The 22,800-nt window shown below is 49.5% G+C and carries 30 protein-coding genes and 1 tRNA gene; 5 read left to right on the top strand and 26 right to left on the bottom strand.

Annotation, left to right across the window (positions count from 1 at the left end; translation table 11 throughout):
• Positions 1–14: 14 nt before the first annotated feature.
• From SK50_RS11480 to SK50_RS11420, 13 genes are all read right to left on the bottom strand, one after another.
• On the bottom strand, positions 15–2,135 hold the full coding sequence (locus SK50_RS11480; RefSeq protein ID WP_255353955.1) for a ClpP-like prohead protease/major capsid protein fusion protein: 2,121 nt from the start codon (positions 2,133–2,135) through the stop codon (positions 15–17).
• Positions 2,083–3,603, bottom strand: a complete 1,521-nt coding sequence (locus SK50_RS11475) for a phage portal protein (protein WP_023299860.1) — start codon at positions 3,601–3,603, stop codon at positions 2,083–2,085. Before SK50_RS11475 ends, SK50_RS11480 begins: the two co-directional genes overlap by 53 nt.
• Before the next feature lie 8 nt (positions 3,604–3,611).
• Entirely contained in the window at positions 3,612–3,827 is a 216-nt protein-coding gene (locus tag SK50_RS11470; protein WP_048229448.1) for a hypothetical protein, read from the bottom strand.
• On the bottom strand, positions 3,824–5,944 hold the full coding sequence (locus SK50_RS11465) for a phage terminase large subunit family protein (RefSeq protein WP_075553098.1): 2,121 nt from the start codon (positions 5,942–5,944) through the stop codon (positions 3,824–3,826). Before SK50_RS11465 ends, SK50_RS11470 begins: the two co-directional genes overlap by 4 nt.
• Before the next feature lie 3 nt (positions 5,945–5,947).
• Positions 5,948–6,451, bottom strand: a complete 504-nt coding sequence (locus SK50_RS11460; protein ID WP_048229445.1) for a DUF1441 family protein — start codon at positions 6,449–6,451, stop codon at positions 5,948–5,950.
• Between the two features lie 234 nt (positions 6,452–6,685).
• Positions 6,686–7,978, bottom strand: a complete 1,293-nt coding sequence (locus SK50_RS11455) for a DUF6575 domain-containing protein (RefSeq protein WP_048229444.1) — start codon at positions 7,976–7,978, stop codon at positions 6,686–6,688.
• Entirely contained in the window at positions 7,975–8,397 is a 423-nt protein-coding gene (locus SK50_RS23870) for a hypothetical protein (RefSeq protein ID WP_156171092.1), read from the bottom strand. Before SK50_RS23870 ends, SK50_RS11455 begins: the two co-directional genes overlap by 4 nt.
• A gap of 445 nt (positions 8,398–8,842) precedes the next feature.
• Positions 8,843–9,112, bottom strand: coding sequence for a hypothetical protein (locus tag SK50_RS11445; protein ID WP_047051639.1), 270 nt, complete (start codon positions 9,110–9,112; stop codon positions 8,843–8,845).
• Between the two features lie 7 nt (positions 9,113–9,119).
• A complete protein-coding gene (locus tag SK50_RS11440) occupies positions 9,120–9,749 on the bottom strand; it encodes a glycoside hydrolase family 19 protein (RefSeq protein WP_048229442.1) in 630 nt (209 codons plus the stop codon).
• Entirely contained in the window at positions 9,749–10,027 is a 279-nt protein-coding gene (locus SK50_RS11435; protein ID WP_048229440.1) for a phage holin family protein, read from the bottom strand. Before SK50_RS11435 ends, SK50_RS11440 begins: the two co-directional genes overlap by 1 nt.
• A complete protein-coding gene (locus SK50_RS11430; protein ID WP_017384387.1) occupies positions 10,017–10,406 on the bottom strand; it encodes a phage holin family protein in 390 nt (129 codons plus the stop codon). Before SK50_RS11430 ends, SK50_RS11435 begins: the two co-directional genes overlap by 11 nt.
• Before the next feature lie 719 nt (positions 10,407–11,125).
• Positions 11,126–11,317, bottom strand: coding sequence for a hypothetical protein (locus SK50_RS11425; protein WP_045344159.1), 192 nt, complete (start codon positions 11,315–11,317; stop codon positions 11,126–11,128).
• 89 nt (positions 11,318–11,406) lie between these two features.
• Positions 11,407–11,483 (bottom strand) — tRNA-Arg (locus SK50_RS11420).
• A 435-nt stretch (positions 11,484–11,918) separates the two neighbouring features.
• Between SK50_RS11420 and SK50_RS11410 the strand changes: the two genes are divergently transcribed.
• Both SK50_RS11410 and SK50_RS11405 read left to right on the top strand, forming a co-directional pair.
• Positions 11,919–13,067: a nucleoid-associated protein gene (locus tag SK50_RS11410; RefSeq protein ID WP_048229437.1), complete on the top strand. Its 1,149-nt coding sequence runs from the start codon at positions 11,919–11,921 to the stop codon at positions 13,065–13,067.
• Positions 13,068–13,079: 12 nt separating this feature from the next.
• Positions 13,080–14,321 carry a hypothetical protein gene (locus SK50_RS11405; RefSeq protein WP_048229435.1) on the top strand — a complete coding sequence of 414 codons (1,242 nt, stop codon included), beginning with the start codon at positions 13,080–13,082 and terminating at the stop codon, positions 14,319–14,321.
• Here the strand turns inward: SK50_RS11405 and SK50_RS23245 are convergent.
• From SK50_RS23245 to SK50_RS23240, 12 genes are all read right to left on the bottom strand, one after another.
• The gene (locus tag SK50_RS23245) at positions 14,307–14,657 is read right to left on the bottom strand and encodes an antiterminator Q family protein (protein WP_074185088.1); all 351 of its coding nucleotides are present in this window, start codon (positions 14,655–14,657) and stop codon (positions 14,307–14,309) included. The genes SK50_RS11405 and SK50_RS23245 overlap by 15 nt on opposite strands.
• Positions 14,658–14,671: 14 nt before the next feature.
• Positions 14,672–15,661 carry a DUF968 domain-containing protein gene (locus SK50_RS11400; RefSeq protein ID WP_048229433.1) on the bottom strand — a complete coding sequence of 330 codons (990 nt, stop codon included), beginning with the start codon at positions 15,659–15,661 and terminating at the stop codon, positions 14,672–14,674.
• Positions 15,658–16,314 carry a phage antirepressor KilAC domain-containing protein gene (locus SK50_RS11395; protein WP_040118293.1) on the bottom strand — a complete coding sequence of 219 codons (657 nt, stop codon included), beginning with the start codon at positions 16,312–16,314 and terminating at the stop codon, positions 15,658–15,660. The genes SK50_RS11400 and SK50_RS11395 overlap by 4 nt, the downstream gene beginning before the upstream one ends.
• Before the next feature lie 84 nt (positions 16,315–16,398).
• Positions 16,399–16,788 carry a RusA family crossover junction endodeoxyribonuclease gene (locus tag SK50_RS11390; RefSeq protein ID WP_045326198.1) on the bottom strand — a complete coding sequence of 130 codons (390 nt, stop codon included), beginning with the start codon at positions 16,786–16,788 and terminating at the stop codon, positions 16,399–16,401.
• On the bottom strand, positions 16,785–17,105 hold the full coding sequence (locus SK50_RS11385; RefSeq protein ID WP_048229431.1) for a LexA family protein: 321 nt from the start codon (positions 17,103–17,105) through the stop codon (positions 16,785–16,787). The genes SK50_RS11390 and SK50_RS11385 overlap by 4 nt, the downstream gene beginning before the upstream one ends.
• On the bottom strand, positions 17,102–17,329 hold the full coding sequence (locus SK50_RS11380; RefSeq protein WP_022650831.1) for a hypothetical protein: 228 nt from the start codon (positions 17,327–17,329) through the stop codon (positions 17,102–17,104). The genes SK50_RS11385 and SK50_RS11380 overlap by 4 nt, the downstream gene beginning before the upstream one ends.
• Positions 17,326–17,985: an MT-A70 family methyltransferase gene (locus SK50_RS11375; protein WP_048229428.1), complete on the bottom strand. Its 660-nt coding sequence runs from the start codon at positions 17,983–17,985 to the stop codon at positions 17,326–17,328. Before SK50_RS11375 ends, SK50_RS11380 begins: the two co-directional genes overlap by 4 nt.
• Entirely contained in the window at positions 17,985–18,479 is a 495-nt protein-coding gene (locus tag SK50_RS11370) for a hypothetical protein (protein ID WP_048229426.1), read from the bottom strand. Before SK50_RS11370 ends, SK50_RS11375 begins: the two co-directional genes overlap by 1 nt.
• Positions 18,476–19,354, bottom strand: a complete 879-nt coding sequence (locus SK50_RS11365) for a conserved phage C-terminal domain-containing protein (RefSeq protein ID WP_048229425.1) — start codon at positions 19,352–19,354, stop codon at positions 18,476–18,478. The genes SK50_RS11370 and SK50_RS11365 overlap by 4 nt, the downstream gene beginning before the upstream one ends.
• Positions 19,344–19,523 carry a DUF4222 domain-containing protein gene (locus tag SK50_RS11360; RefSeq protein WP_032619902.1) on the bottom strand — a complete coding sequence of 60 codons (180 nt, stop codon included), beginning with the start codon at positions 19,521–19,523 and terminating at the stop codon, positions 19,344–19,346. Before SK50_RS11360 ends, SK50_RS11365 begins: the two co-directional genes overlap by 11 nt.
• A 163-nt stretch (positions 19,524–19,686) precedes the next feature.
• Positions 19,687–20,247 (bottom strand): YmfL family putative regulatory protein, encoded by a 561-nt coding sequence (locus tag SK50_RS11355; protein WP_006809184.1) that lies wholly within the window; start codon positions 20,245–20,247, stop codon positions 19,687–19,689.
• 22 nt (positions 20,248–20,269) lie between these two features.
• Positions 20,270–20,521 carry a hypothetical protein gene (locus tag SK50_RS23240; protein WP_071842884.1) on the bottom strand — a complete coding sequence of 84 codons (252 nt, stop codon included), beginning with the start codon at positions 20,519–20,521 and terminating at the stop codon, positions 20,270–20,272.
• A gap of 34 nt (positions 20,522–20,555) precedes the next feature.
• Here SK50_RS23240 and SK50_RS11350 point away from each other — a divergent pair, with 34 nt between their 5' ends.
• From SK50_RS11350 to SK50_RS11340, 3 genes are read left to right on the top strand one after another with little or no spacing between them, the layout of a single operon-like run.
• Entirely contained in the window at positions 20,556–21,308 is a 753-nt protein-coding gene (locus SK50_RS11350) for an XRE family transcriptional regulator (protein ID WP_047727474.1), read from the top strand.
• A gap of 47 nt (positions 21,309–21,355) precedes the next feature.
• Complete coding sequence (locus SK50_RS11345; protein WP_048229424.1) at positions 21,356–21,790, top strand: hypothetical protein; 435 nt, start codon at positions 21,356–21,358, stop codon at positions 21,788–21,790.
• Complete coding sequence (locus SK50_RS11340; protein ID WP_224019211.1) at positions 21,791–22,099, top strand: hypothetical protein; 309 nt, start codon at positions 21,791–21,793, stop codon at positions 22,097–22,099.
• 27 nt (positions 22,100–22,126) lie between these two features.
• Here SK50_RS11340 and SK50_RS11335 read toward each other — a convergent pair whose 3' ends face one another.
• On the bottom strand, positions 22,127–22,336 hold the full coding sequence (locus SK50_RS11335) for a hypothetical protein (RefSeq protein WP_048229423.1): 210 nt from the start codon (positions 22,334–22,336) through the stop codon (positions 22,127–22,129).
• Positions 22,337–22,800 lie beyond the last annotated feature (464 nt).

Raw genomic sequence — 22,800 nt, 5'->3', positions numbered from 1 at the left:
TCAGATGACGGTCGTTATTTTTTGGTGACTTTAACCATGCCGCGCCAGTCAAGCGGTGCCACCCCGGCATCGATGCGTACCTTGAACGCGGCACCGTCAACGGTGAAGCCCTGCTGCTGCTCAAGGTATGGCGTATCAATACCGTCCAGATACGCCACCTCAATGGTGTCGCGTCCCTGTGCAGCGGTCAGGTAGTAATCCGTCGGGCTGCTGTCATCGAGGCGAGCCTCTGAGGACACCGTCACAAAGTTCTGGATCGGGTTAACGATACCGCTGTTCGCGTCCGCGCCCGATACGCTTGCAGATTTGATCAGCTGGTTAGCGCGGGACTCGATGGCCACTGGCGTCAGCATGTAGGCCGGGCGAATATTCAGACGGCGGTCGCCTGATTTTTGCAGCAGCATCGCCTTACGCGCCGTATCCAGGCCTTCGATACTCAGATCGGCGGAGACCAGGTTGCCATGATCGGCGTGGAACAGCGGCTTGCCGTCGGACATTTTTGGGTTGCTGGTCAGAACTGCCCACACCAGATCGCCCACGGTGGCACGCGCTGCAAGGCCCATTGCCTGCGGGATACGGGTCAGCATGTCCAGGTCATCATTAATGATGGTCTGGCGGTCAATGCTGAAAAGTTCGCCGTAGGTCGCAAGCGCAATCGGCTCGCCGCGATCTTTGATGGTGACATATTTATATTCCGCCCCGGCGCGGACCTTGCGAAGCGATGCAAGTGATTCCAGACCGACGCGGTGCGCGGTTTTGAAATCAGTCAGGGTGCCTTTACGGGTCCACTGTTCGAATGACTCTGTGGCCTCGTCCCAGCCCATCAGCGCCGCCTTGTGCGCCACATCCATCAGGATATTACCGAAATCGCTGCTGCTGTGAGTAAACGCAAGGCCGACCATCGCCTGTGCAGTCCCTGCGCCTGAAATACCGATCCCGCGATCCACAAGGGAAGCTCGCGCCAGTTCACGCAGGGTATAACCGTTGTAGGCGTTATCTTTTTCAGCCTGCGCATAGCCCGCGCGGCTCATTACCGCAGCACGGATGGAGTCACCGACCAGATTGCCGTTTCCGGCATAAAGATGAATAGCACCCGGACCGGCACTCGGCGTAGTTCCTGCCGCCAGCGCCTGGAGGAGTCTGTCACGGGCTTTTTCCGCCGTGCAGGAGAAGTCGGCCAGACATTCCGCCTTCAGTGTCGCGAAGGTCGGGAACGCCTCAAAAACAGCGGAAACCGTGTTCACGCGTTCCGCGTTTGCCGTCTGCATCTGCTGTTGCAGCTGCTGGGCCAGCGCAGTGATATCGATATTAGTCATCTGTTGCGCGGGCTGCTGTGGCGCTGGCGGATTAAGGTTCGCCTGTACCGGTGCGGGCTGCTGTACCGGAGCAGGCTGCTGTGGCTGATTCGCCGGAGCTTCGGCGCGCGGCGTAAAAAGAGATTTAATCTGTTCTGGCATGTTCTGGTAATCCTTCAGTTTATTTTCATTCACACAGGCCGCAGCCTGTAGTTCAGGTTCAAGCGTGTCAGCGAAACCTTTCTCCACTGCCTCGGCCCCGTTAAGCCAGGTCTCCGCTTTCAGCATCGCTTCCAGCGCCTCCTGCCCCAGTCCCGTTTTATTCATATAGGCGCTGAGCATCAGGGCTTCGTTACGATCAAGCCACGCGGCGTAATCACGCATGTCATCAGAATCCCCGGCGATCCCGCCCCACGGTTTGTGGACCATGATCCAGGCGTTTTCCGGCATGTGCACCGTGGCGCCAGGCAGGCAGACAATCATTGAGGCCATGCTGGCCGCCACCCCGTCTACCCAGATATCCACTTTCGCTTTCAGCCGCGACAGGGTGTTGTAAATGGCAAATCCCTGCATGACATCGCCGCCGGGGCTGTGGATATGCAAATCCACCGCGCTGGCGTCAAACACCCCGGCTTCTTTACAGTCCGCGACGAACTGCTGGGCTGTGATGCCCCAGCCGCCGATCACGTCATAGAGGAAGATTTCGACGCGCCCGGCAGACAGCGCGCGGAATTCGTACCAGCACTGACCGTTTGCCGCATCGACACCCGCTAGGCTGGCACGGGGGTTAATCATCATCGTCCGGCTCGCGCCGATCGTCTTTTGGTTTTGCCGTTGCATCTGGCATCGCTCCTTTGTCGTTGGCGGCGTCGGAATCAAACACCAGCCCGTGTTGACGGTTAAATTCGGTTTCACGCAGTCGCTGGCGTTTAACCTCCTGCGGGTTTTTACCCCGCGCCCGTGCCCATTCCGCTTCGGTACCAGCACCGCCACGAACAATGGCTTTCCAGGCATTAGCCTCTTTCCCCGGATCAATCCACGGCATCACCGGGCCGAGATAAAGCGCGTTATAGAGAGAATTTGGATCTACATCCGGCGGCACTTCAACGCCACTTAGCAACGCCATCGCCAGCCATGCGCGGTAAACGGGCCGGCTGTGCTGGCCGACAAACCACTGTTGCAGGACGTTGTACCCTTCGAAGCTCTCCACCAGCTCCTGACGCTGGGAGCTGTAGGTGCCGTTATAGTCCCGGGCAATGCTGGAATAGCTGCCGCGCGTGCCTGCGGCCACGGCCCGCATCTGTCCGTTTCGGAATTCATAGAGGTGAACATTCGGGCGATTTGATTCCACCATGCCTAGGTCTTCACCCGGGCGCAGATCGTCGTAAATCATGCCCGGGGCGATATCGTAATGACGCTGGCCGCCGGGAGGTGAAAACTCCCCGTCGTCACCAAGAGACTGCGCATCACCGCGCTTGATATAGAACCCCAGCGCGGCGGCAATACGGGCGGCGACGCGTTCACTCTCTTCATAATCCTTGATGTCAGAAAGACGGGTAATGACTCCGTGGATCAGGCTGATACCGCGCAGCTGGTGCAGACGCTTGCGCTGCGCAAGGTGAAGCATGTTTTCAGCTGAGACGGTTTTAAGTTCAGCGCTGAACCGCGTCATATTTGCCGGGTGGTACTTGTAAACGCGGTAGCCGACGGGACGCCCCCAGTCGTTCACGATGATGCCCTGGCGAACCTGCTGGCCGGCGGTGCTGTTAAGGTTGAACGGAACAAAATCCGCCTCCAGCATTTCCAGCGAGAACGGTACGGAGGTGGAATGTTGCAGGCCTGGCACATTCCCCCTGACCAGTTGCGTGAACACTTCCCCGTCACGCAGTGCTGAACGCAGCAGCAGGCGTTCAGCTTCCGGGCGGGTAAACATGCCAGTCACCTCAGGACGCACGGACCATTCAGCCCAGAGCGCCGAAAGTTTCCCGGCGAAATCGGAATGAAGATTCCCCTCCAGATCGAGAGGCTGAGGCTCAACATGGATCCCGTGGGCACCAATTACCCGGTCTTCCATTTTGTCGAACAGGCCGATCACCAGATCATGGTTTTCATCAAGCCACCGGGCCTGTTCCCGCAGGGACTGACCTGCTGCAAACACAGAGGTGTCCGCCGATTGGCTTTGCTTTTTCGCCTTGTGCAGCCGTGACGGATTTGCCGCTTCATACGCATTAAGCCGGAGTCGATCCCGCTCGCGTGCCGCGGCCCACCCGGGGGAAATTGCCCTCAGTGTTCTTTCAAGAATGCCCATAGAACGCCTTACAGAAAGTTAGCGAGTTTGTACGAACCACCACGGCTGTTGACCTCGCGCCAGCGACGTTCCCAGTATTCGAGCTCATCGCGTAGCGCTTTCGGATCGTGGTTGGTAATGGCGCGACCGTTTACGCCGGTGAAAGAAATACTCTTGCCGTCCAGCGAGTCCTGGTAGGCCTGGCGCACCATCACCAGCGTTCTCCAGATGTCGTCTTTCTTCACAGCCAGCCTCCTCCCCTACCGGAAGATCCCAGCCAGCTGCCGGAAAGCGTGTTTTCTTTCTCAGGCTCAGCCCTGACTTGCGGCTGAACGGTTTTGTTTTTTTTCACGGTTATCTCCCGGGGGCGCTCCCCTTCATGAATATTTGGGTTGAGATCCTGCGGCTCAGCCCATGCAGGAGGTTTTTCCCAGTCGCGAATTTTTTCGTAGCCGCGCAGAACCGCGACGGCGTGGGCATAGCAGAACAGGTCAAAGGCTTCGTTGGCGCCCTTGCCTGGCTTACGCCATTTGCCATCCACGCCGCGCTCTTCGTAGGTGAGTTCCTCGTAGAACCACTCCCCCAGCCAGTCGGGAAAATGGATATAGCCTGCTCCGGGAGTCTCACGATCAAGGTTATTGCTGAGCTGATCCTTGAGCAGGTCGGTTTGCAGCAGATACACCGGCACCTCGCCACGCGCATCAGCGCGACGGTCACTGCGTTCGGTATTATTCGGGTGAGTTTTGGTAATAATTTTCTGGCGTTTTGTGCTGTCGCCCTTGATCAGATAGACACGTTTACCCAGACCATCCCGGCGACACTGGCGCCAGAATTTATAGGCATTATCTGTCACCCCTTCCTCACCGCCGCTGTCGACGGCCATAGCCAGCACCGGCATACGCCGCGTCGGATCGGACTGAAGTACGTAAGTTTTTTCCAGCACATCGGAGACCAGCAGCTGCCAGTCCTCCGGATACGCGCCGGGGTGGACTGGCTCCGCCTCACCATGTTCATTGCAGCGCAGGGACTGGCGGATGTTGTAGCGATCCACCAGCCAGCGTTCACCGTTTTCGCCATAACCAATTATCTGCACGACGAAACGGCGCTTTTTCCCGCCCTGAACGTCGACGGCCGCCAGCAGGAAACGCACCTTCGGCGGAACCAGGCGTTTACCGTAATCCTCCGCACGCTGCATCAGCACATCGGCGCGTCGCTGTTCGCTGGCCGAGCGCGGCAGGTATGGCAGCCCCCAGTCAGTGTTGATAACCGCCTTGAGGGTTTCTTCGCTGCCGGTAGCCTCATACTCCTGCTCAGCAGTCAGCAGTTTGTATACCAGCTGTGCCCAGGTCTGGTACGCGGCTGCGGGCCCCTCCATCCAGAACGACGCTATGCGCGAACGGCGTGGCTCACCGGAGATCTTGCCGTCCCGGTCAATACTCTGACCTTCACGCAACCAGACACCCACCCCGTTAAGCTCGCGCTTTTTATCTGCGGTGATAATGGTGCTGCAATGCGGACAAAGCAGATGAGCCGACTCACTGGCTTTTACCGGATCAGGTACATCACGGTATCCGGTCATCGCCTCCATCGCAGGCTGAAAGTATTCACCACAATGCGGGCACGGCCAGTACCAGCGACGGCGATCCCCACGGTTGTACAGCGAAAGCGCGCCTGTCGTTGGTGGTGCTTCATGGGGAGACTTTCGGCGCCATTTGCTGTCGCGAATGTCCCGGCCTGGCGAACACTCCACCAGAGTCATCCCGGCGGACATAAAGGTGGTGGTACGCTTGGAAGCCAGGGTAAAACCGTCACCCTCGCCATCGATGTCCTCAGGGAAGCGGTCATAATCGGTGAGCGCTACACATTTGAAATCTGACGAGGACATGATGTTGATGGAAGGCCAGCCAATCTTGAGATAGTTGCCCGCCAGAAAAGTACGATCATGCACGTTGTTGTCGTTTCGCAACGGGCTCAGGCGTTTCGCCACTTCAGGACTGACACGAAACGTTCTCGCCAGACGTTTTTTAGAGTGCTCACGCGCTTTCTCTTCGGTCATCTGAACGACGAGCATATCGGACGGGTCACAGACAATGTTGTATACAACCCAGCCATCCACCAGGCCGATCGTTTTCCCCGTTCGTGCAGGTCCAACAAACACCACTGCATCGTATTCACGCATCGCGAGGCAGTTCATTGGCTCGATCACATAGGGAGCGACAGCAGGGTCCCACGGTACCGAGTTACCGGCTCCCATAGGTACGCGCATAAATTTTTGAACCGCCTCAGCCACAGGCATACGGCGCGGGGCTTTGAGAATGGCGGAAGCGTTACGCCTGACTTCCGCTGCCGTGGCCTGTCGCATGATTTACTCCTCTTCTGGCATATCCTCCTGTTCTGGTGAGTCGGCCTGCTCAACTTTGAGGGCTATCTGGTCGCGCAGATCGTCAATAACCTGCTGCACCCTGACAACTGCGGAAGGGGTCATGGCGCAGTCTCGTTCAAGAATGTCGGGTAACGTCTCCAGCACCTGAACCATTGCTTTTGCCATGGAGGAAAATTCTCTGGTGACTTCTGACGCCGGGATCAGCTCCCCTGTTTCCTGCTGAAACTTGAGCCTTTCACGCTCCGACTGAAACCAGGCTTTACGATCAGGGGGAAGCATTTTATCGACGTCCACCAGCTCCGACGGTGTGGTACTCGTCAGCAATTCCCTGAGGATATCTGTGATGGCATAAAGCTTATGTTTCGGATTGCTGCCCGGTGCCGGCTGAACATTTGCAAGCTTGCTCGCGACCGTCTGGCGGTGCAGATCGGTAATGGCTGCCAGCTGCCTGATATTCAGCCGAAAATTTTTGAGTTCGTTATCCATGATGGTGAACAAAAAATAGTCATTTCGACATCCTGCTAATGATCAGGACTGAAATATCAAGAGGTTAAACAGATGATGATGAAACCCATAAAATGCAAAAAACTAGCCGTTTCCCGCGTGTCCTCGCCCCCTCGGTGTCCATAATCGATAGGAGGACCCGCGCAAATGGCAGAAATTATCAACAAAAAACCCCGCATTAGCGGGGTCTGGAATTGCTATACTATATATTTGGAATTAGAGCGGGGTATATTTTTCCTTAAGCTCTTTACCCCAATGTCTAAGAGTACGCGACCTTCTGGCAATAGTGTCTTTACTTAATGAGTTGCACTGTTCAAGTAAAAATTCCTCAGCTGTATCAGGATCTATTTGGGATAAATTCTCAACTTCGGACCAGTTAATCCAAGCCCAACCAATATGACTCACCTCAAAGCATCTCGCAGCAATTTTATATTGGTTCTCTTGTCCAGATTGAATTAATTTTTGCCCCATCGCAGTTACATGGCCATTAGCATTCAGCAATCCTAAAACTTTTGCAGCATGAAGGTAATAATAGACGTGTCTTTCTTGCAAACCTGTATTCTCTACGGTACAAGGCTCACCACTCCATTTGACTTCAACAACTTTAAAAACCTTTTCTAAAGTATCTGCCTGCGGAATTTGATGTCCACTAACTGCAAGAGCAGACATCCTACTTATTACCCTAAGATAGAACTCGGCTCCTGCTTTAGTCAGCAGAAATACAACCTCACCAGTCTGATTGCTTTTTAATTCCATATTTGTTCCAGTCGATACAATTGACTGTAGCAAATCAGAAAAGGCTTGGATGTCTATCCCTTTGTTTTGTATGAAATCAACTATATCAGCACGACGCTCAATAAGAGCGCTCAAATCACGTAAAATCTCTTCATAGGCGTTCAGCTTTTCAGCTTGGAATGAAAGAATGAACGAACCAGGACGAGCATCAACTGGACGTAGCTTATCTTTGAGACCGCTAAACTCCAGCAAACTATCATATAACGCACTAAAGCTATCACACACATTAGAAACGTGACTTAGCACCAAATTTCCAGCGCTTTTCTTTGAGCTTTTTTCTAAATGAATCTCATGTGTTGAATATTTAATTGCTTCACCGATTCGACCATTTTCTAAGACAGGAACCACAGAGCTAATAAACAGCCCCTGAGCTGGCAAAGCATTATCATAGATGGCATCTACACTTTTAACATTCCATGTAGGCGCAACTTCCCGATCATAAGGGGCGCGTACTTCATAGTAAAATGATTGTTCCTGATCAATTAAAACTGAACGCAAATCAATTCTTTTTCTTTCAATCAACTCCAATCGCGTTGGAGATACAGGGATAACATACCAGCTATCGGCGTCCTCGTCTTCACCAATCCAATAAACAACAAATAATGAATTAACTTCATTTTCTGCTGAAAAGAAACGCGGTTCTTCGAAAAACTCATACACCCTTTTATAGCGCAGAGTCCCCATCATTGTATTAGGCAGAAAAACGTTACTCATGCGCCTTCTCCTAAACAAGCAAAATGCTCATGGATACAACTATTTACCTTAAGCCATATTGTATAGTGAGCAGGATCCGCAAAAGTCTTTTTCATGACCCCCATGAATGGCATGACGTTACCTTTAGCGACGGTACGATCACCTAACGCCGCTGGAAACTTAGCCTTTGCATCTTTAGCACCTCGTTCTTCAGAAAAAAAAGATGTGCCATATACGCACTGGAGAGCTTCTCCGCGACATTTTTTATGTCTATTCGGATACTCTTCATGGGTAGAAAGGAAACAATTTGGAGTCGGAGGGTTAGCTCTAACCAAACGATAAAACTCACCCTCAGCATCTACAGCCGTTTTTGGAGGAACACCATTTGGATAAAAATCAGGCCAAGTCTGCTCGGCTAGCTCCGCTGCAACTTCTGACATAGCATCATTCCGTGTAGTCATAAAAAAACTGCCAACACGATAACAATTTATTCTAATAAGGAAACGACCGCTGGCATCAGATGCAATATAGCAAAAGTTTACAAAATGTGAATCTTAAAGTGTTAAATCCGCACGTTAGGTCTCACGCTTCTTCTCAGCTCTATTCCTCTGCTTCGTTCAAGATCCGGAGACTACTCAACTGGTTATTCGCCTTTTGAATGGTCAACATTAAAGGATTAATCCACAGAACAGCTTGGAGGTACCTCAGCTCGCGGAAGGCAACGGAACTATCAACAGCAGCATGCATAACTCCTACTTCTGGCAGTTCGCCTGCCACGCTTTGTTATGCGCCAGGATGTCGCGCTTCGTCTGGCGGTCTAGCACATCCCAGTCGTGCGCTGTGCCGTAAATGGGTTTAATCCAATCGCAAGCGGTATCCACTACCTCAACCCTTACGGGTCCAGTTGTCCCGCAGCTCGCGATCAACATCGTCGCCAGGCATATGGTTAACAGTCTGCTGTACATTGCTGGCCTCTTTCGTAGCTTCTACCCGGCGTTCGGCTGCTGCGACCGTTGCCGCTGCGTTATCTTCGGTGCGCTGCTGGTCGGCTTTCACTTCAGCTTTGCTGGTGCCGCGAATATGGCCTAGGCCAAAAGCTCCGGCGATAGCGGAAATAACCAATGCGACCAGTCCGATTATCGTTTCGATCCCCACATTCACCTCACACCAGAACGGATTTCGCCAGGTTAAATAGTGCGCGGCGTTTATCCAGCCCGTTGCGGCCGCCATTGATTAGCAGCGTAACGCGCTCAACATCGCCGGAATGAAGCAGGCAACCGCGGGAGGCAAAGAACCATGCAGCTGAGCGCGCGGCGTATTCATCTTGTTCAAGCAGCTCCGGATGGCTAACAAGGTCAAGTTTTAGAGCATGGCCACAACTGCGGTAGTTGCTCAGGCCGGTAACCTGTTTCAGCCCGCGACCGCGATATTTCCAGCCATCACCGGCTACCTGATTGCCAAGGTGTTCTTTTCCCCATTCACCGCCGTAAACCAGATTAGCGATCGCTTTCTGGTTTGCCGGTTGCGTTGCTGTTCTGCCAAGTGCTGCTGCCTGCTGTTGCGTGATGCGGTGGCTACCGAACGTCGGTACTAGGTTTTCAACCGCGTAATTCAGGTTCTCCACCAGCCGGGTAAATCTGGTGCTTTCATGCCCCATCTGGGCAATAAACATGGCCTGATCGAGCGGTGCGGTGATGCCGTATTCCTTCATAGCGGCGTCGATATGTGGAAACCAGCGCGCAGCTAACCCGGCGCTGATACCAGCCGCCCTCTGAAATTGTGTTTGGTTCATTAGTGCCTCAGACGATCAACCAGCCGCGCCATATTTCCACGAACCTTCAGGATGGCGGCGAAGATAAGAATGTTTGCGACCACCACCAGCCAACTGGAATCACGATAAAGGCCGAAGATGAACTGCAAGGGGATCGCGGCGTAAACCAGCACGGTTATATACGCCATGACAGAAATAAAGGGGCGATGCCGGGCGCCATGTCGCTGGTAAAACATCAGCACGATAACTATGGCCGCACAGATAAACGCATTAAAGAATGCTGACGGGTCAATTGCCATTTCCCCCTCCCCCGCGTAACCGCGAGAAAAACTTGAACACGTTGTTCAAATCCTGGTTGTTAAGATAAGTGAGGATTTTTATACACAGGGCAGACAGAATCACTGCGCCCAGTGCATCCAGCGGTTTTTCATAGTGCGAAGCTGCATTTAGCAGTGAGCCAATAAGTCCTGCCCCGAGCACCCCAACGATAAACGACGTCAGGAAATATGCTGCCAGTCGGGCGCGGGACAGGTTTGTGGCTGTCGCGACGTAGAACACCGCACCACCAAACGCCCCGAACACCACACCAAAATCTGTATGAGTAAAGACGCCGTACAGGACTGAACCCAGCAGGCCGCCGCCGAGAACAGCGCCGGTGCCGGTTAATGGATCGGACATTAAGCCCCCTCTTATTGCTGTGATCCCTCTCAGGAAATTTGAGGGGAATAAAAAAAGCCCGCTCGCGAGAGCAGGCTAAAGTGATGATTATCACAAGAAGGTAGAAAGGAGATCATCCGAAAGACAGGTAGTGACGTCCGGGTATCGAGGCCGATTCACTGATGGTTCAGGAGAACCACCTGCCAGCGGATATATCCCCTTCTTCTTTAGCGTAGCCGTAACTTCGGGAAACGAGCAAAAAAAACCTGCTGTTTAAAGCAGGCTCTCAAGGAATTATCAATTCGATATTATTGTTATCGTGGTGCCGGGTGCCTCCCGGTGACTTATCTCTGGTTATCAAAGTCGCGCGCATACCTGCACATAGCAGTTAACCAGACGCCCCATCGCTTAGATGGGATTCACCACATGCATAACCTACTCAGGTTATATTCATGCGGTCAATAGTTTATCTGTGTGGCCAAAAAAAAGCCTGCTCGGACAGCAGGCATAGTTGCTAAGTTGGCAATAGCTTAGAGAGTGGTGCCGGGTGCCTCCCGGTGAGAATTACTCCAGCAAACATTCCCGCGTCTGAGAGGTTTCCTTTTCAGGTAACTGCTGGAACGCCCCTCCGCATAGGGGGATTCACCACCAAAATGCTTTCAGAACACATCCATTCCGCAGGATGCTTAAATAGCATATGTGCAGTACAAAGAATCTGCCAAGTAATCAGTTGAATATATTCATTTCAATGGCACAGACAGTGGGCCTTCAATCACTTCAGCCTCACCGTTATGGCAAATATCATCACCTCGTGTCAGATGCCAGACACCAGTTATTGTCTGGCCCGTTTCAAGATCCTCAGTGACACCATCGGTGTAGTAAGCTACCTGCACTCTGCCGTTGTGCTGTATCCAGTAGAAACCTTCTTTCATTGCTATCTCCTCAGTGTGAGGATTTGATTATATGGCGGCGGTGTGAGTGATAGTGTTAGAAATACTAAATCGTTAATTAAGTAATTCTCTGGTCCGCCATCGAGGATTCGAACCCCGAACCACAGAGGTAGAAGCTCCGTGCTCTTTCCAGTTGAGCTAATGGCGGAAAAAAAAGACCAGCATTGGGTTGCTGGTCATGGGTCATGCAGTTGTCTCTGCGAAGTTGGTGTATCCCCACCAAGTGTTTTATGTATCGAGAGCATTATCGAATGCCAGATTAACTATAGCACCGATGAAAAAAATCACTCTGTCAAAGGCCATCAGGAATGATCAGCCCGCAGAGACAGTCACATCGACTGTTCCCTATGGCTGCCCCCTGAAAGGCTCTGTGGATGAACTGCGCCGAGCGTGGCGCGGATTTGAAAAAGGCCACCTTTAGGCAGCCTCAAATACGACAAAACCTCGTCGTGGCGAGGTTTTCGACTCGTTTTAAGTCTGTGGCGTAGAAACCACTCTTAACAGGTTACGATATATTTTGCGTACGCGTTAGTGTTTCTTTATGCTAGAACGAAACACTTTGCAACAAGGATCTGCACAAAAAATGAGCAAACCTGATATCAAGCATGTAATTGTCCATGAATTAATTAAAGAAAGTGGAAATGATTTTGATTATGAGAATCCGTTTAACTTAAGGAAAACAGAGCTAGATAAAGAAAATAAGATAGTTAATAAGTTAGTTGAAGATGTCATTAAACTGTATGGCTCAAGAGGAAATACAGCGCATTACGGTATCTTTAAAAAGGATAATGACAGGGGGCCTATACCAGATGAATTCAATAACTATTTTTCATTAACAAATTATAGTTCCAAAGATTTTATAAACCTTTCCATATCAATTATGAAGCAATTATTTGAAAGCGCAAAAGGTCAATCTTGGCCATCAGGTGGATATATTGTTTTTACTGATTACATATCCAATGGCGTAAGATTTCTTCTCGTGACCATGATAAAAAAGAAAGGTGGAATGCGCATCAGTCCGGCACTTGAGCCTGAGGAAATGATTCATCTAGATCTCAGCAATATTAATCAAGCAGCAAAAATCAACTTTCATCTTTACAATCAATATCTCTCCGCAGATGAAACAGCCCGTACGGAACTGACATTCTTAAGTTTTGTTAGTAAAACTAAGGGGCAATCTGCATCAGCTTATTTTATCTCGGCGTTAGGATGTGATAAAGGGATAGCATCCTCAGCAGCAACACGTGCATTACCTCGAGAAGCACGAAACTTTTTTAAAAAAGATGTTGATTCAAAACCCTTTGCTGAAGCATTTCGTAATAAAGTTATAAGATATTTAGATGAAACAAACCGTGCCGATCAACCAGCGAAACTTACTGACATAGCAGATATCGCAGCAGCACAATTGACTTCGCTCGAAGAAGATAAAAGAAACGAAATAATTGAAGGATTCATGCAACATTTAAATAATGAAAACATGCGCATTCCCTCAGAGTTCGTTATCAATAAATCCACTCTTGATAAAATAAAAAACGTATCATATAAGGATAAACTCTTAAGTTTCAACTTTGATAAAGAATTGCTCGGAGAGACAAATGATGCTATGGTTTACTATGATGAAAAAAGCGGAAGTTTAAGTTTCAATAAACTTCCGGCCGAAGCAAAAAACAAGATTGAGGCAGCGATTAAAGAGCGGAAAGCGGCGCTTAGCAAAAAAATGAATAATAATTAACAAGGTAGCCACATGAGTGATTTATATAAAATTGTTCAACTATTCAGAACTTCAACACAAGTTGATTTTGACGGTGCCTGTATTACGGGCACAGTTGGCTATTCTGCATTAGTAGACACTATCTTGAAAAATATTATGGAGGAGTTCTTTTCGGCAGGCAGATTGAGCGAATTAGAACTTGACAACATTAACATTGACCATGCAGATGATTACCCTAATTCGTGGGCAACATGCCGCTACACTTTCATTATTAACCAAGGCGACGCAAGCAAATTTTATTTGGACTGCAATGATTTTATTCAAGCCAACTGCCTTTCAAAAGGGTGTTTCCCAGAAGAGTACTTTATTGTTGAAGATAACTTCTACTCTCAAGAGGAAAAGAAACCCACATTCATATTACAGCTTGAAAAAATCCTAACACTCATTTGCTCGCTAGCGAAAATTGCGCATTATCATGATATTAAACATGAGGGCGGAAATAGCTTCTATCGCCTCGTATTTGTGATGGATTCTGAGTCAAAATCAACCTCTGCTGTTTTAGAAACCTCTATTCAAGCCGACATTCTAAACGTTAATAATATTCAATCCCAGCTAATTAATAGTCTTGTAGCCATAAACCCACTCACAGATGCTCATTACGAGGAAAAAATAAACACCTTCCGAAATACCCTAATAGAATACATTATAAACCATAAACCCAGCTTCACTAATTTGGTATCAAATCTGGAGTCAATAAACAAATTATACTCTAATAATCTTGCAGTTTATATGTCTGCCTTCTCATTTCACAAAGCAAGAAAAGAAATAGCAGACGCGGAAATTGATTTCGCAGAAAAAATCTCGAAAACACTATTAGACTTATCTAATAAAGTATTGGCCATACCAATTTCCTTAGTGGGTTCTATTGCATTGTTTAAGTTAATTGAAACTGGAGAAATAATTGTTGCATTTATTGGCATTGTTTTAACTTCAATCATTATGCACTTGGTTATTATTTCACAACAAAAACAATTTAAGAGAGTAATTCACGCTAAAGAAATTGTGTTCACATCATTATTAAAGAAGATTGACAGTGAAGATGAGGAATTGTTGAAAAATTCTGATTTAGAAACGCGAATCAGCGAAGCTAAGGCTCACTTAAAGGATAATGAATCATTTTGTAAAAAAGTTTTATACTTTTTGCTTTCTGCTTCATGGGTGCCAACTTCAATTGGCACCCTAGTAGTTTTATATAAATTATTAGTCAAGGTCTAACATGCATAGTACCCCTTCTATAAAACCTAGGGCAGCATTAAGCTCCTTTCTAATGGTTCCATCTGAGCATTTTCTTTTTTTTGCAATAGTTCGCAGAGAAATACCGAGAATAAAATGAGCAACAATTAGTTCATATTGTTCGGATTTGTGCTTTCTCAGTCTTGCAACACATCCATCGATTTTTATGCCCTGATCATCGTAACATTGCAAACGAGACTTTTTCCCATAAGGAAGTAATCCTTTAAATCCTGCTGCAATAGGCTGCCAGTCAACTCCACTATGTTCTGATGCAGCCCATGCTCCCCATAAGTCCAAAACTTCATACATATCACGCATGTTATCTCCACTTTTCATGCTAATACGCCGATTGCCAGCGCACGATCTAAAAACCGAAACAGCAGCGTTAACTGGTCGCCGTATTTCGCTTCAAATGCCACAGGATCAGCGTGTAACTCGTCGTGATGCGCTCTGCACAGCGGTATCACAAACAGGTCATGCGCCTTAGTACCCATTCCACCCTGCCCGTGTCCTATCAGGTGGTGGGGGTCGTCTGCCGGATTATTGCAGCAACTGCACTGCTGCGACTTCACCCAGCGGGTGTATTTCTCGTTTTCCCAGCGTCGGCGCTTTGGCCTCAGCATGAAAGATTCCGGCGTTTCAGGATCGACCTTCACCGCCACTATCTTTTTTGCCTTCTCCTGAAAGATTTGCGTAGCCGGTAATGACGGGACAATGTCGCTTTCCCTCATCACTGAACTGTGCTGTTCTGGCTTGATTCTGAGTGCTTTACTCGCCACCGATTCAGGAACAAGGTCAGCCAGATCATTACGTACCATCCACCAGCAGAACTCAGGAAGCGAAAGAGTGTGGTCAGCGCTGAAACCTAAATCAATATTTACCCTTTCCAGCAGCCATTTTACCAGGTTCTGCATGGCAATTCCTGCCAGTCTTTCAGTGGTTTGCTCACGTAAATGGTTATCACATGACCAGCAAACACGAATGCTCCCCGGAGCGTGGCGCATAACCGTAAAATCACTGGCATGCCAGTCAGTGTGAGGCCACTGACATTCAAATTTTCTCTCCAGCCAGGCATCAAGGCTACTCAATCCACCAGCTCGCTGAATGATCCTCTCGTTAACGAAAATGGCCTGCATATTGGCATCATCAGTAAGAGGCTGGTGGGCTTCAGGGATTATTCCGGACGGCAGATGCTGGATGGCTTCGGATGGTGGCTCAATAACTACCCTTCCCTGACGGAATAGCCAGAGCAGTTCTTTACCAGGGCGGAACAGAACCACCCCGGTCATCGGCGCAATTTCAGGCGTCAGTATGGCTCTCACGCAATTTGCCCCTTAGCGACATACTCTGCCCAAAGTCCACCTATCCAGCGCACCCCTTTCGCCGTGAAACGAGACTGATTGAACGCATAGTTGGTCTGGTTGGTGGTCCCGGTCTTAACTTCAAATCGGCCTGCTTCGATGTGTTTACTCTTCGGAGTAAGCACGCGGTTCAGGCGGTACATGATGCCGTTCTCAATGAGGAACATCGCGAACTCGGGTTCTTTGGCGTTAAGGAGCTTGGCAACCTGCCGGAATGTCATTGACCCGGTGGCTTTGACGTAGCGATCAACAAATTCAGCCTTTGGTGCGGCAATTGCCAGCTCTTCACTCAGACGTTGCTTCTGTTCAGCAAGATCAGCGGCGAGCCGGAGTGCTTCAGGGAGTGTTTGGGGAACAACCATCCCGGCCCCGCTCTCCAGTTCCTGCCAGCGATCAACCAGACGGGCGGTAAACTCCGGGCACAGCTGCGCGACGATCACATAGCTATCTCTCTTGTTAACTTCGTAGTAGTGGTAAGTCTGCTGGTTCTGAGGATGGGTGTACTGCATTGCAGCATACCCCCCAATCACGCCGGATTTCATCAGTCGCTCGATGGTTACGCAGACATTGCTGTGACGTGAATCGACCAGCTTCGCAATTTCACGACTGGACATCGTTATCTGAGGGCCTATCGCGGCGGCATGGTGCGTCGGACACGTTACGGTGATGTTCATCTGATTCATGCTCTTCTCCACTTATCAGGCGGCTGCACCCGCCAGAGGTTCATGTTTCTTGATGGATATTTCTACACGTCCACCCGGTACCTTCGGCCCCCACTCCACCAGCATTCTCTGCACCTGGCTGTCATCCTCCCAAATGCCTGCGTGCGTGAGCGCGTCAAACAACGCCTTGTTGTAGTTGTCGATGTCGCGGCGGCGTTCGTCTGGTGGGTACAATATAATTTCGACGGCAGCAGGTGCTGTTGATGGCTTTGGAAGGAAGCGAAGCTGCTCGACAATGGCGACACAGGCCGCGCTTTGATATGCCCTGCCTTTGGCGCTGATCAAATGGCGGCCCTTTAACGGCCCCTTATTCGGGGCTCGCCAGTATGTGTTTACGCTCGGTGGGAACGGGAGCACCAGTTTCATAAACTCACTCCCTGTTTTTTCAGCCATTCAACAGCGTTATCTCTGGCATTGTCTCCGCCGGATAGCAGGTCTTTGATGATCGTTACTGGATCTGCTTCCCATTCCGTTTTGACGACGGTAATGCCCCTGGCTGCGCCAGGAGCAACAGTGATGTAACCCTTTTTCTTAAGTGACTTCACGTGCGCTACAGCAGCGTTCGGTGATGCGCAGCCAATTAATCCGGCAAGCTCCAGCATCGTAGGTGGGAAGCCAGCCTTTTCGATATGAAGCTTGATAGCTTCGAACACTTCATTCTGACGCGGCGTTAATTCGATCATGACTCGACTCCATAACGCCCGTTCAGGCGTCCGATTACGCTATTGAACATCACCAGGCTAACTCCCATAGGTTTAACCTTCTCGTGGTACTCCTTCAGGATCGGAGGCACTACGACATTCCAGCTTGGCTTTGGCTTCTGCTTTAGGGCTTTTTTGATGGCATCGTTGCATTGACGGGCTACATCACGCACAGCGTTCTCATGCTCGGTAGATAGCTTTTTCATGCGGCGCGCTCCTGTAGTTTTTTCATGGGAACGGCAACTGCCGGTATAAGCTCAACAGCTGGTGATTCAGATTGATTTCCCCAGTGGTCCCAGCCAGGCGCACCGCAACGGCTGAATAGTTCGATGCGTGGAACATCACCGTAAAGCTTCTCCAGACGGAAACGCGCCTCTGCTGGCTTCTGGCTGTGCTCACCGAGTGGGCTGTAAATAACCTGCTTGATGCTGGCGCACTTGCGTTCAAGTCCATTTCCCCTGGTGGCGATCAATAGGTCTTCGGTATTGGCTCGGGTGTAGTTCCCGCCGTTCATGCGTGTCTGTGCGTTCAGCAGGTCGAGGAAGTCGTAAAAATCTTCCACACGGCCTGCCTGAAGTACTTTGTTGATATGCTTCTCTGCCAGTGGGTTGAACTTTACCCAGGTAAAGCCCTTCATCGTGCGGACCTTAAAGCCCCACGCTTCAGCCAGCTCGATAGCCTCTCGGGTGTGTGTACCGGTGAACCACATAGCCAGAACAGCATCCTCGGCAGCCAGGTCCCAAACCGCGAGGCGCTTCATGTCGATAAGCTTCATCGTGCCGTAATGGTTATTTGCAGCGCCATTACTGATGGTGTTCCCGTATTCCCACGCAGGGTCGGCATAAATCAGTGAATATTTCATCAGACATTCCTCGCTCGGCCAGCCAGACACCATGCATTAGAGGGTGCTTTCACTTTCGGCGCCATGCTCAGGTAACGCTGACGCTCAATCAGTATCTTCATCCTCTGCTCTTCGTTCTTAGAGCGATTGAAGGCATCCATCAGAACCGTGGCTGCCCGCTGGTAGAGCCCTTTTTCAAACAGGCCTTGAGCCTTATCCATCATTGTGGTCACAGCCGGATTCAGAGCTTCTTCCTGTTCTGATACAGCTGGTGTATCTGCCCGGTTAATTTTTATTGCAGAACGCCCCTCGCTAACGTCACCACCCGGCGCTTTGGCAAAATACTGGTAGCACTTACCGTTATGCTGGCGGGTTGCGCGATTTAGTTTGACCAGATGGCATACACCGCGCTGTACAGCATGAAGGCGGTACTGAGGCATTGAAGCTGCGATCTGTTTGTTAGTTAACCCAGGGTTTTCAGCGATGAAAATTTGAATATCTTTCAGAAGGCTCATGAGTTCGCTCCTCTGAAGCCTGCCGGGATGGCTTTGTCTGGCTGACCGAATTTCAATGGATCTTGTTTGCGGACAGCGTCCCAGTCCTCACGCTTAGGTCGGCCTTTGCTATTCCAGCGCAACGCGTTCTGCAAATATCCTTCGAACTTGGTCGGCCTGAACAAAGTTGTTGGCTGCATGTGTTCGTAGTATTTCGTGTCTTTCCACTGCTCGTGCTTGTAATCAATAACCAACAGCAACTCATCGTGTGTGAAGTTCTCACGAAGTCTGGCGCGAATATTATCCAGGGAGCTTTTCCCCTTGCGGAATGTCTTACCAGTAACGTCATTGAGATGGTTGAGGATTAAGACTGCCTGACCAGTTATCAAATCAACCTGATTGACACATGCAGTGTCGGGTTGCGACGCAACCTGACAATTAGGTTTTTTATCTGATGGATCAGTAGTTGATTTTACTGACGGATCCCCACCAGATTCTGACGGGTGAAAACTGCCATTATTACTGTTTTTCGACGCATCAAATTTTGACGGGTCGGATTTTGATGCATCAGATTTTGACGCGTCAGATTCTGACAGGTGAGAAAAGGCAGCTGCCTGTAATTTCGAAACATTGAGCTGGTAAACATTCGATGCATTGCGGTTGCCTTTACGACGCTGCTGGCGGGTTAACCAACCGTCTTTTTCCAGCTGAGATATAGCTGTGCGAACCGTGCTCTCGCCAGCACCAATCTGGCGCGCGATGGTAGCAACAGAAGGCCAGCTAACCCCTTCATCACTGCTGAAGTCTGCCAGGCGCGCCATGATGGCAACGCTGGACAGCTTCATGCCTGAAGAAGCGCAAGCGTCCCAAACGTAACCGGTTAATTTAGTGCTCATGGTCGTCCTTTAACTCTGTAAATTTACGCTGGAATTGCTCAAGAGGGCTGAAGCACTCATGATCGTACCCTTCGCGGAGGTATATAACGCGTCGGGTCTCGGGCTCCCATCTGATGACGCGCACCGGGACGCCATAGTGATCTCTGAAACGCCGGTTAAGTTCTCGCATAGCGCTCTCCCCTTCCGACGCCAGACACCCACAATCGCCATAGCCCTGCTGTGGTTACATGGAACCCAGCGGCCTGATACCATCCGCTCATACCGAAACGACGAGGTGCCAACAACGGGAATACCACGTAGTTGCGGGAGACGGTTGTTTACCGTTACACTGTTCATGCGTTAGTTTCTCCACTGATACGACACGCCAAGGGGCCCGGAGCTGCACACTCGCGGGCCTCACCCATTTCTGGGAGGCAATAAACACGGGAAATAAGGTTCAGGAACGTCATGAGAGTGACCCTGAACTGATATGCGATATCGTTAAGACTTTGCCACTCGCTCCGGTCAACCACACCATCTTCAATGTAATGACGGTAAGCGTTGACCAGCTCACCAAGCCTCCCCACCAGCTCGGCCAGTTTCAGGCCAATCTCTTCGTTTTCATCATCAGGCACGGCGCCGGGAACGTGAATTCCGTTATCAGTTTCACGAGAGAACGCGTCAGCGATGTAACTTACTCCAGCAGCGCTTTGCAGCACCATTGCCCAGCCCATTGGAAAGATCTGGTCGCCACCAGCACGAAGGCGGTTAAAGAGTGAGTTCTGGGTTTCGTCCAGAATCTCCGCCGCTTCAGCGTATCCGCCTGGCAAAGCGGCAATTGTCTTCCTGATTGCAGCCACCAGCCATGCGGGCTGCTTCTCAACTTTCCATTCAGGTTCTATACCCACGGTCATATCCTCTTTTCTGTGGTTTCTATCAAACCGCTGAATCTGTAGGCTTTTGGGGACGACTAATCGCCTTGATCAATTCCTTTGAGAATTTTCCCTCGGAGGCTAAAGCGATTTTTTCCGCATAGTTAGTCTCGCCAGTAAAATCTGTACGAGGCAGACATCCTTTTTTCATCCACTTATAGATGGAACGAGCACTACATCCGCAAGCAGAAGAAATGGTAATTACACCAATCTCCTTAATTGCTTCGGTAAGAGTTGGGAGTTTTTTCTCTTGCATATGAACCTCACTTTATGAACTTAAAGTACATATTATGACGGAACTGATAGTTCACGCAAGTACACCTATTATTGAACTCATGGTTCAGGAAGAAAGAGCGCGACAAGACTTCTCCAAAAGGCTAGCGCTGGCCTGTGAAAAAGCTGGTTTACAGATTCATGGTCGACAGGCAGAAATTGCTAAGAAAATGAAGCTAACACCTAAAGCTGTGAGCAAATGGTTTAACGGGGAAGCAATACCAAGGCGCGGAAAGTTGCAGGAATTAGCAGCTTATCTTGGCACGTCTGCCACTTACCTGTTAGGTGACTCTTCTGAGGATGGGATTATCAAAAGACAAGCCAGTATTGCCAATGACGTTTACCGCGTCGACGTTCTCGACCTGACTGTCAGTGCGGGGCCAGGCTCGTTCATGATTTCTGAGTTTGTAGAAGTTCTGCATGCTATTGAGTTCACAAGTGAACATGCGCGCTCCCTCTTTGGTAACCGACCTCAGCACGATGTGAAGGTCATGACTGTAGACGGTGACAGCATGTGCCCAACGATTCAATCTGGTGACCGCCTCTTCTTTGATGTGTCAGTGAGGAACTTCAAGGTTGACGGAGTTTATGCATTTGTTTTCGGGCAACACTTTCATGTCAAACGTCTGCAAATGCAGGGATTACAGTTAGCCGTGCTTTCAGATAACCCGGCATACAAAGACTGGTACGTAACTGAAGAGAATCAGGACCAGCTATACATCATGGGCAAAGCCCTCATCCATGAGTCAATAGCGTATAACAAGCTGTAGAGACGAAGCTGCGGCTGGTTTAAGTTCCTTTCTGCGGAATTAAGATTATGATTTATGAAAAGGTTTTATTTATTTATACCACTTTATTGCAGGAAGGAATCGCGGCTGCCGGTTTTAACACTCCAAACGTGGTTCTTTTTGATGTTGACCCACTTAAGATCTATTCATTAGTTGTGACGTGCGGATTTTTAACAGATACATCTAAAATTTACTGGAACGAGATTGACGTAACTTTTAATGATAAATCTGTTATTGATCCTACATTCGATGGTGAAAGCACTTTCAACGTATTAGGCAGTGGATACCCAAACAAAGATCACTACTCCTCCGTTTCTTCTTTCTACCTGAAAGGCATAAGGTTAACAAACCCAGGTTTATACACTGCGAAGGTTTCCCTCTATGACAGCGGGGCAGACGGGAATAAAGGAAATCTAATTGATATTAAGGAAAGTCACTTTATCGTAGCGGGGGATTTTGAGTAGATGGGAGAGCTTTTTAAATTAAATAGTCCTAACCTTGAAAACACAAATTATGCACCTCATAATACTGAGCATGGTAGCGGCAGTGGCGGAGGTGACGATATGCTTCAGAGAGTGAAAGAGCTTGAAACAAAAGTCGCAACCCTTGTAACCGATGTTGCAATCATCAAAGACAAGCTAGCTTCAAAAGAAGATATTCAGTCAGTAAAGACAGAGCTACATAAAGAGTTGAATGCTCAAACATGGAAAATCATTACAGCTCTAGTCATAACTGTGCTTTTAGCTGTCTTTTCTAAATACTTTATCAAATGACCCGGGCGTCAGGCCGGGTTTTAATGCTTACTTCACAGCCTTACTACCTTTCCTCACTATCTCCGCAGCATCCCTGTTAACTCCCTTGCCGATCACATTGCCCGTTTCTCTGCGATACTGTTCCAGCTTCTTGATGATAGCTTCCTGCGTCAATGGCTGGCCTGAGAGCGACAAATCCTTAACCGCCCTGCCCATGGCATGAACAATCATACTTACCCTTTCATCGTCCAAATCCATTAATGCGCCCCTTTCTGATGTTTATTTAATCATAACATCATTATCTGATAAAAATAAATAACCCGAAAAATCAATACATTATTGCATTGCAATCATTAAATGTACTTTTGGTACTTTACATAATTGAACTATTGGTACATATTAATTCCATTAGCTACTAACAGTTAGCAGTACGGCATATGGCACATGTGCCGCAGCGGTCCGAGGATTCCTTGCATTACTTTTTCCAGATCCAGCGGGTAGCCGGAATGTGCAAGCCAGGCAAGTACGACGGCCAGAGACGTTTCACCAGCGTGGCGATCAGGTGACAGCCCAGACGATATCTGAGTGGCTATAAAAACAGATGGGAGCCGGTGGAATCCCGGCACACAACATGAAAGCGCACTCCATCAACTATCGGTTGTGGATGGCAGGTAAGTAAACGAACGGAGTGCGCTTCCAGTTGTGTTAACCGTAGTAGCTGT

This window comes from Enterobacter sp. BWH64 (genome assembly GCF_001037645.1).
In the GTDB taxonomy this organism is placed as follows: Bacteria; Pseudomonadota; Gammaproteobacteria; order Enterobacterales; family Enterobacteriaceae; genus Enterobacter; species Enterobacter hormaechei_C.
This window is presented reverse-complemented; position numbering and strand designations above follow the sequence as displayed.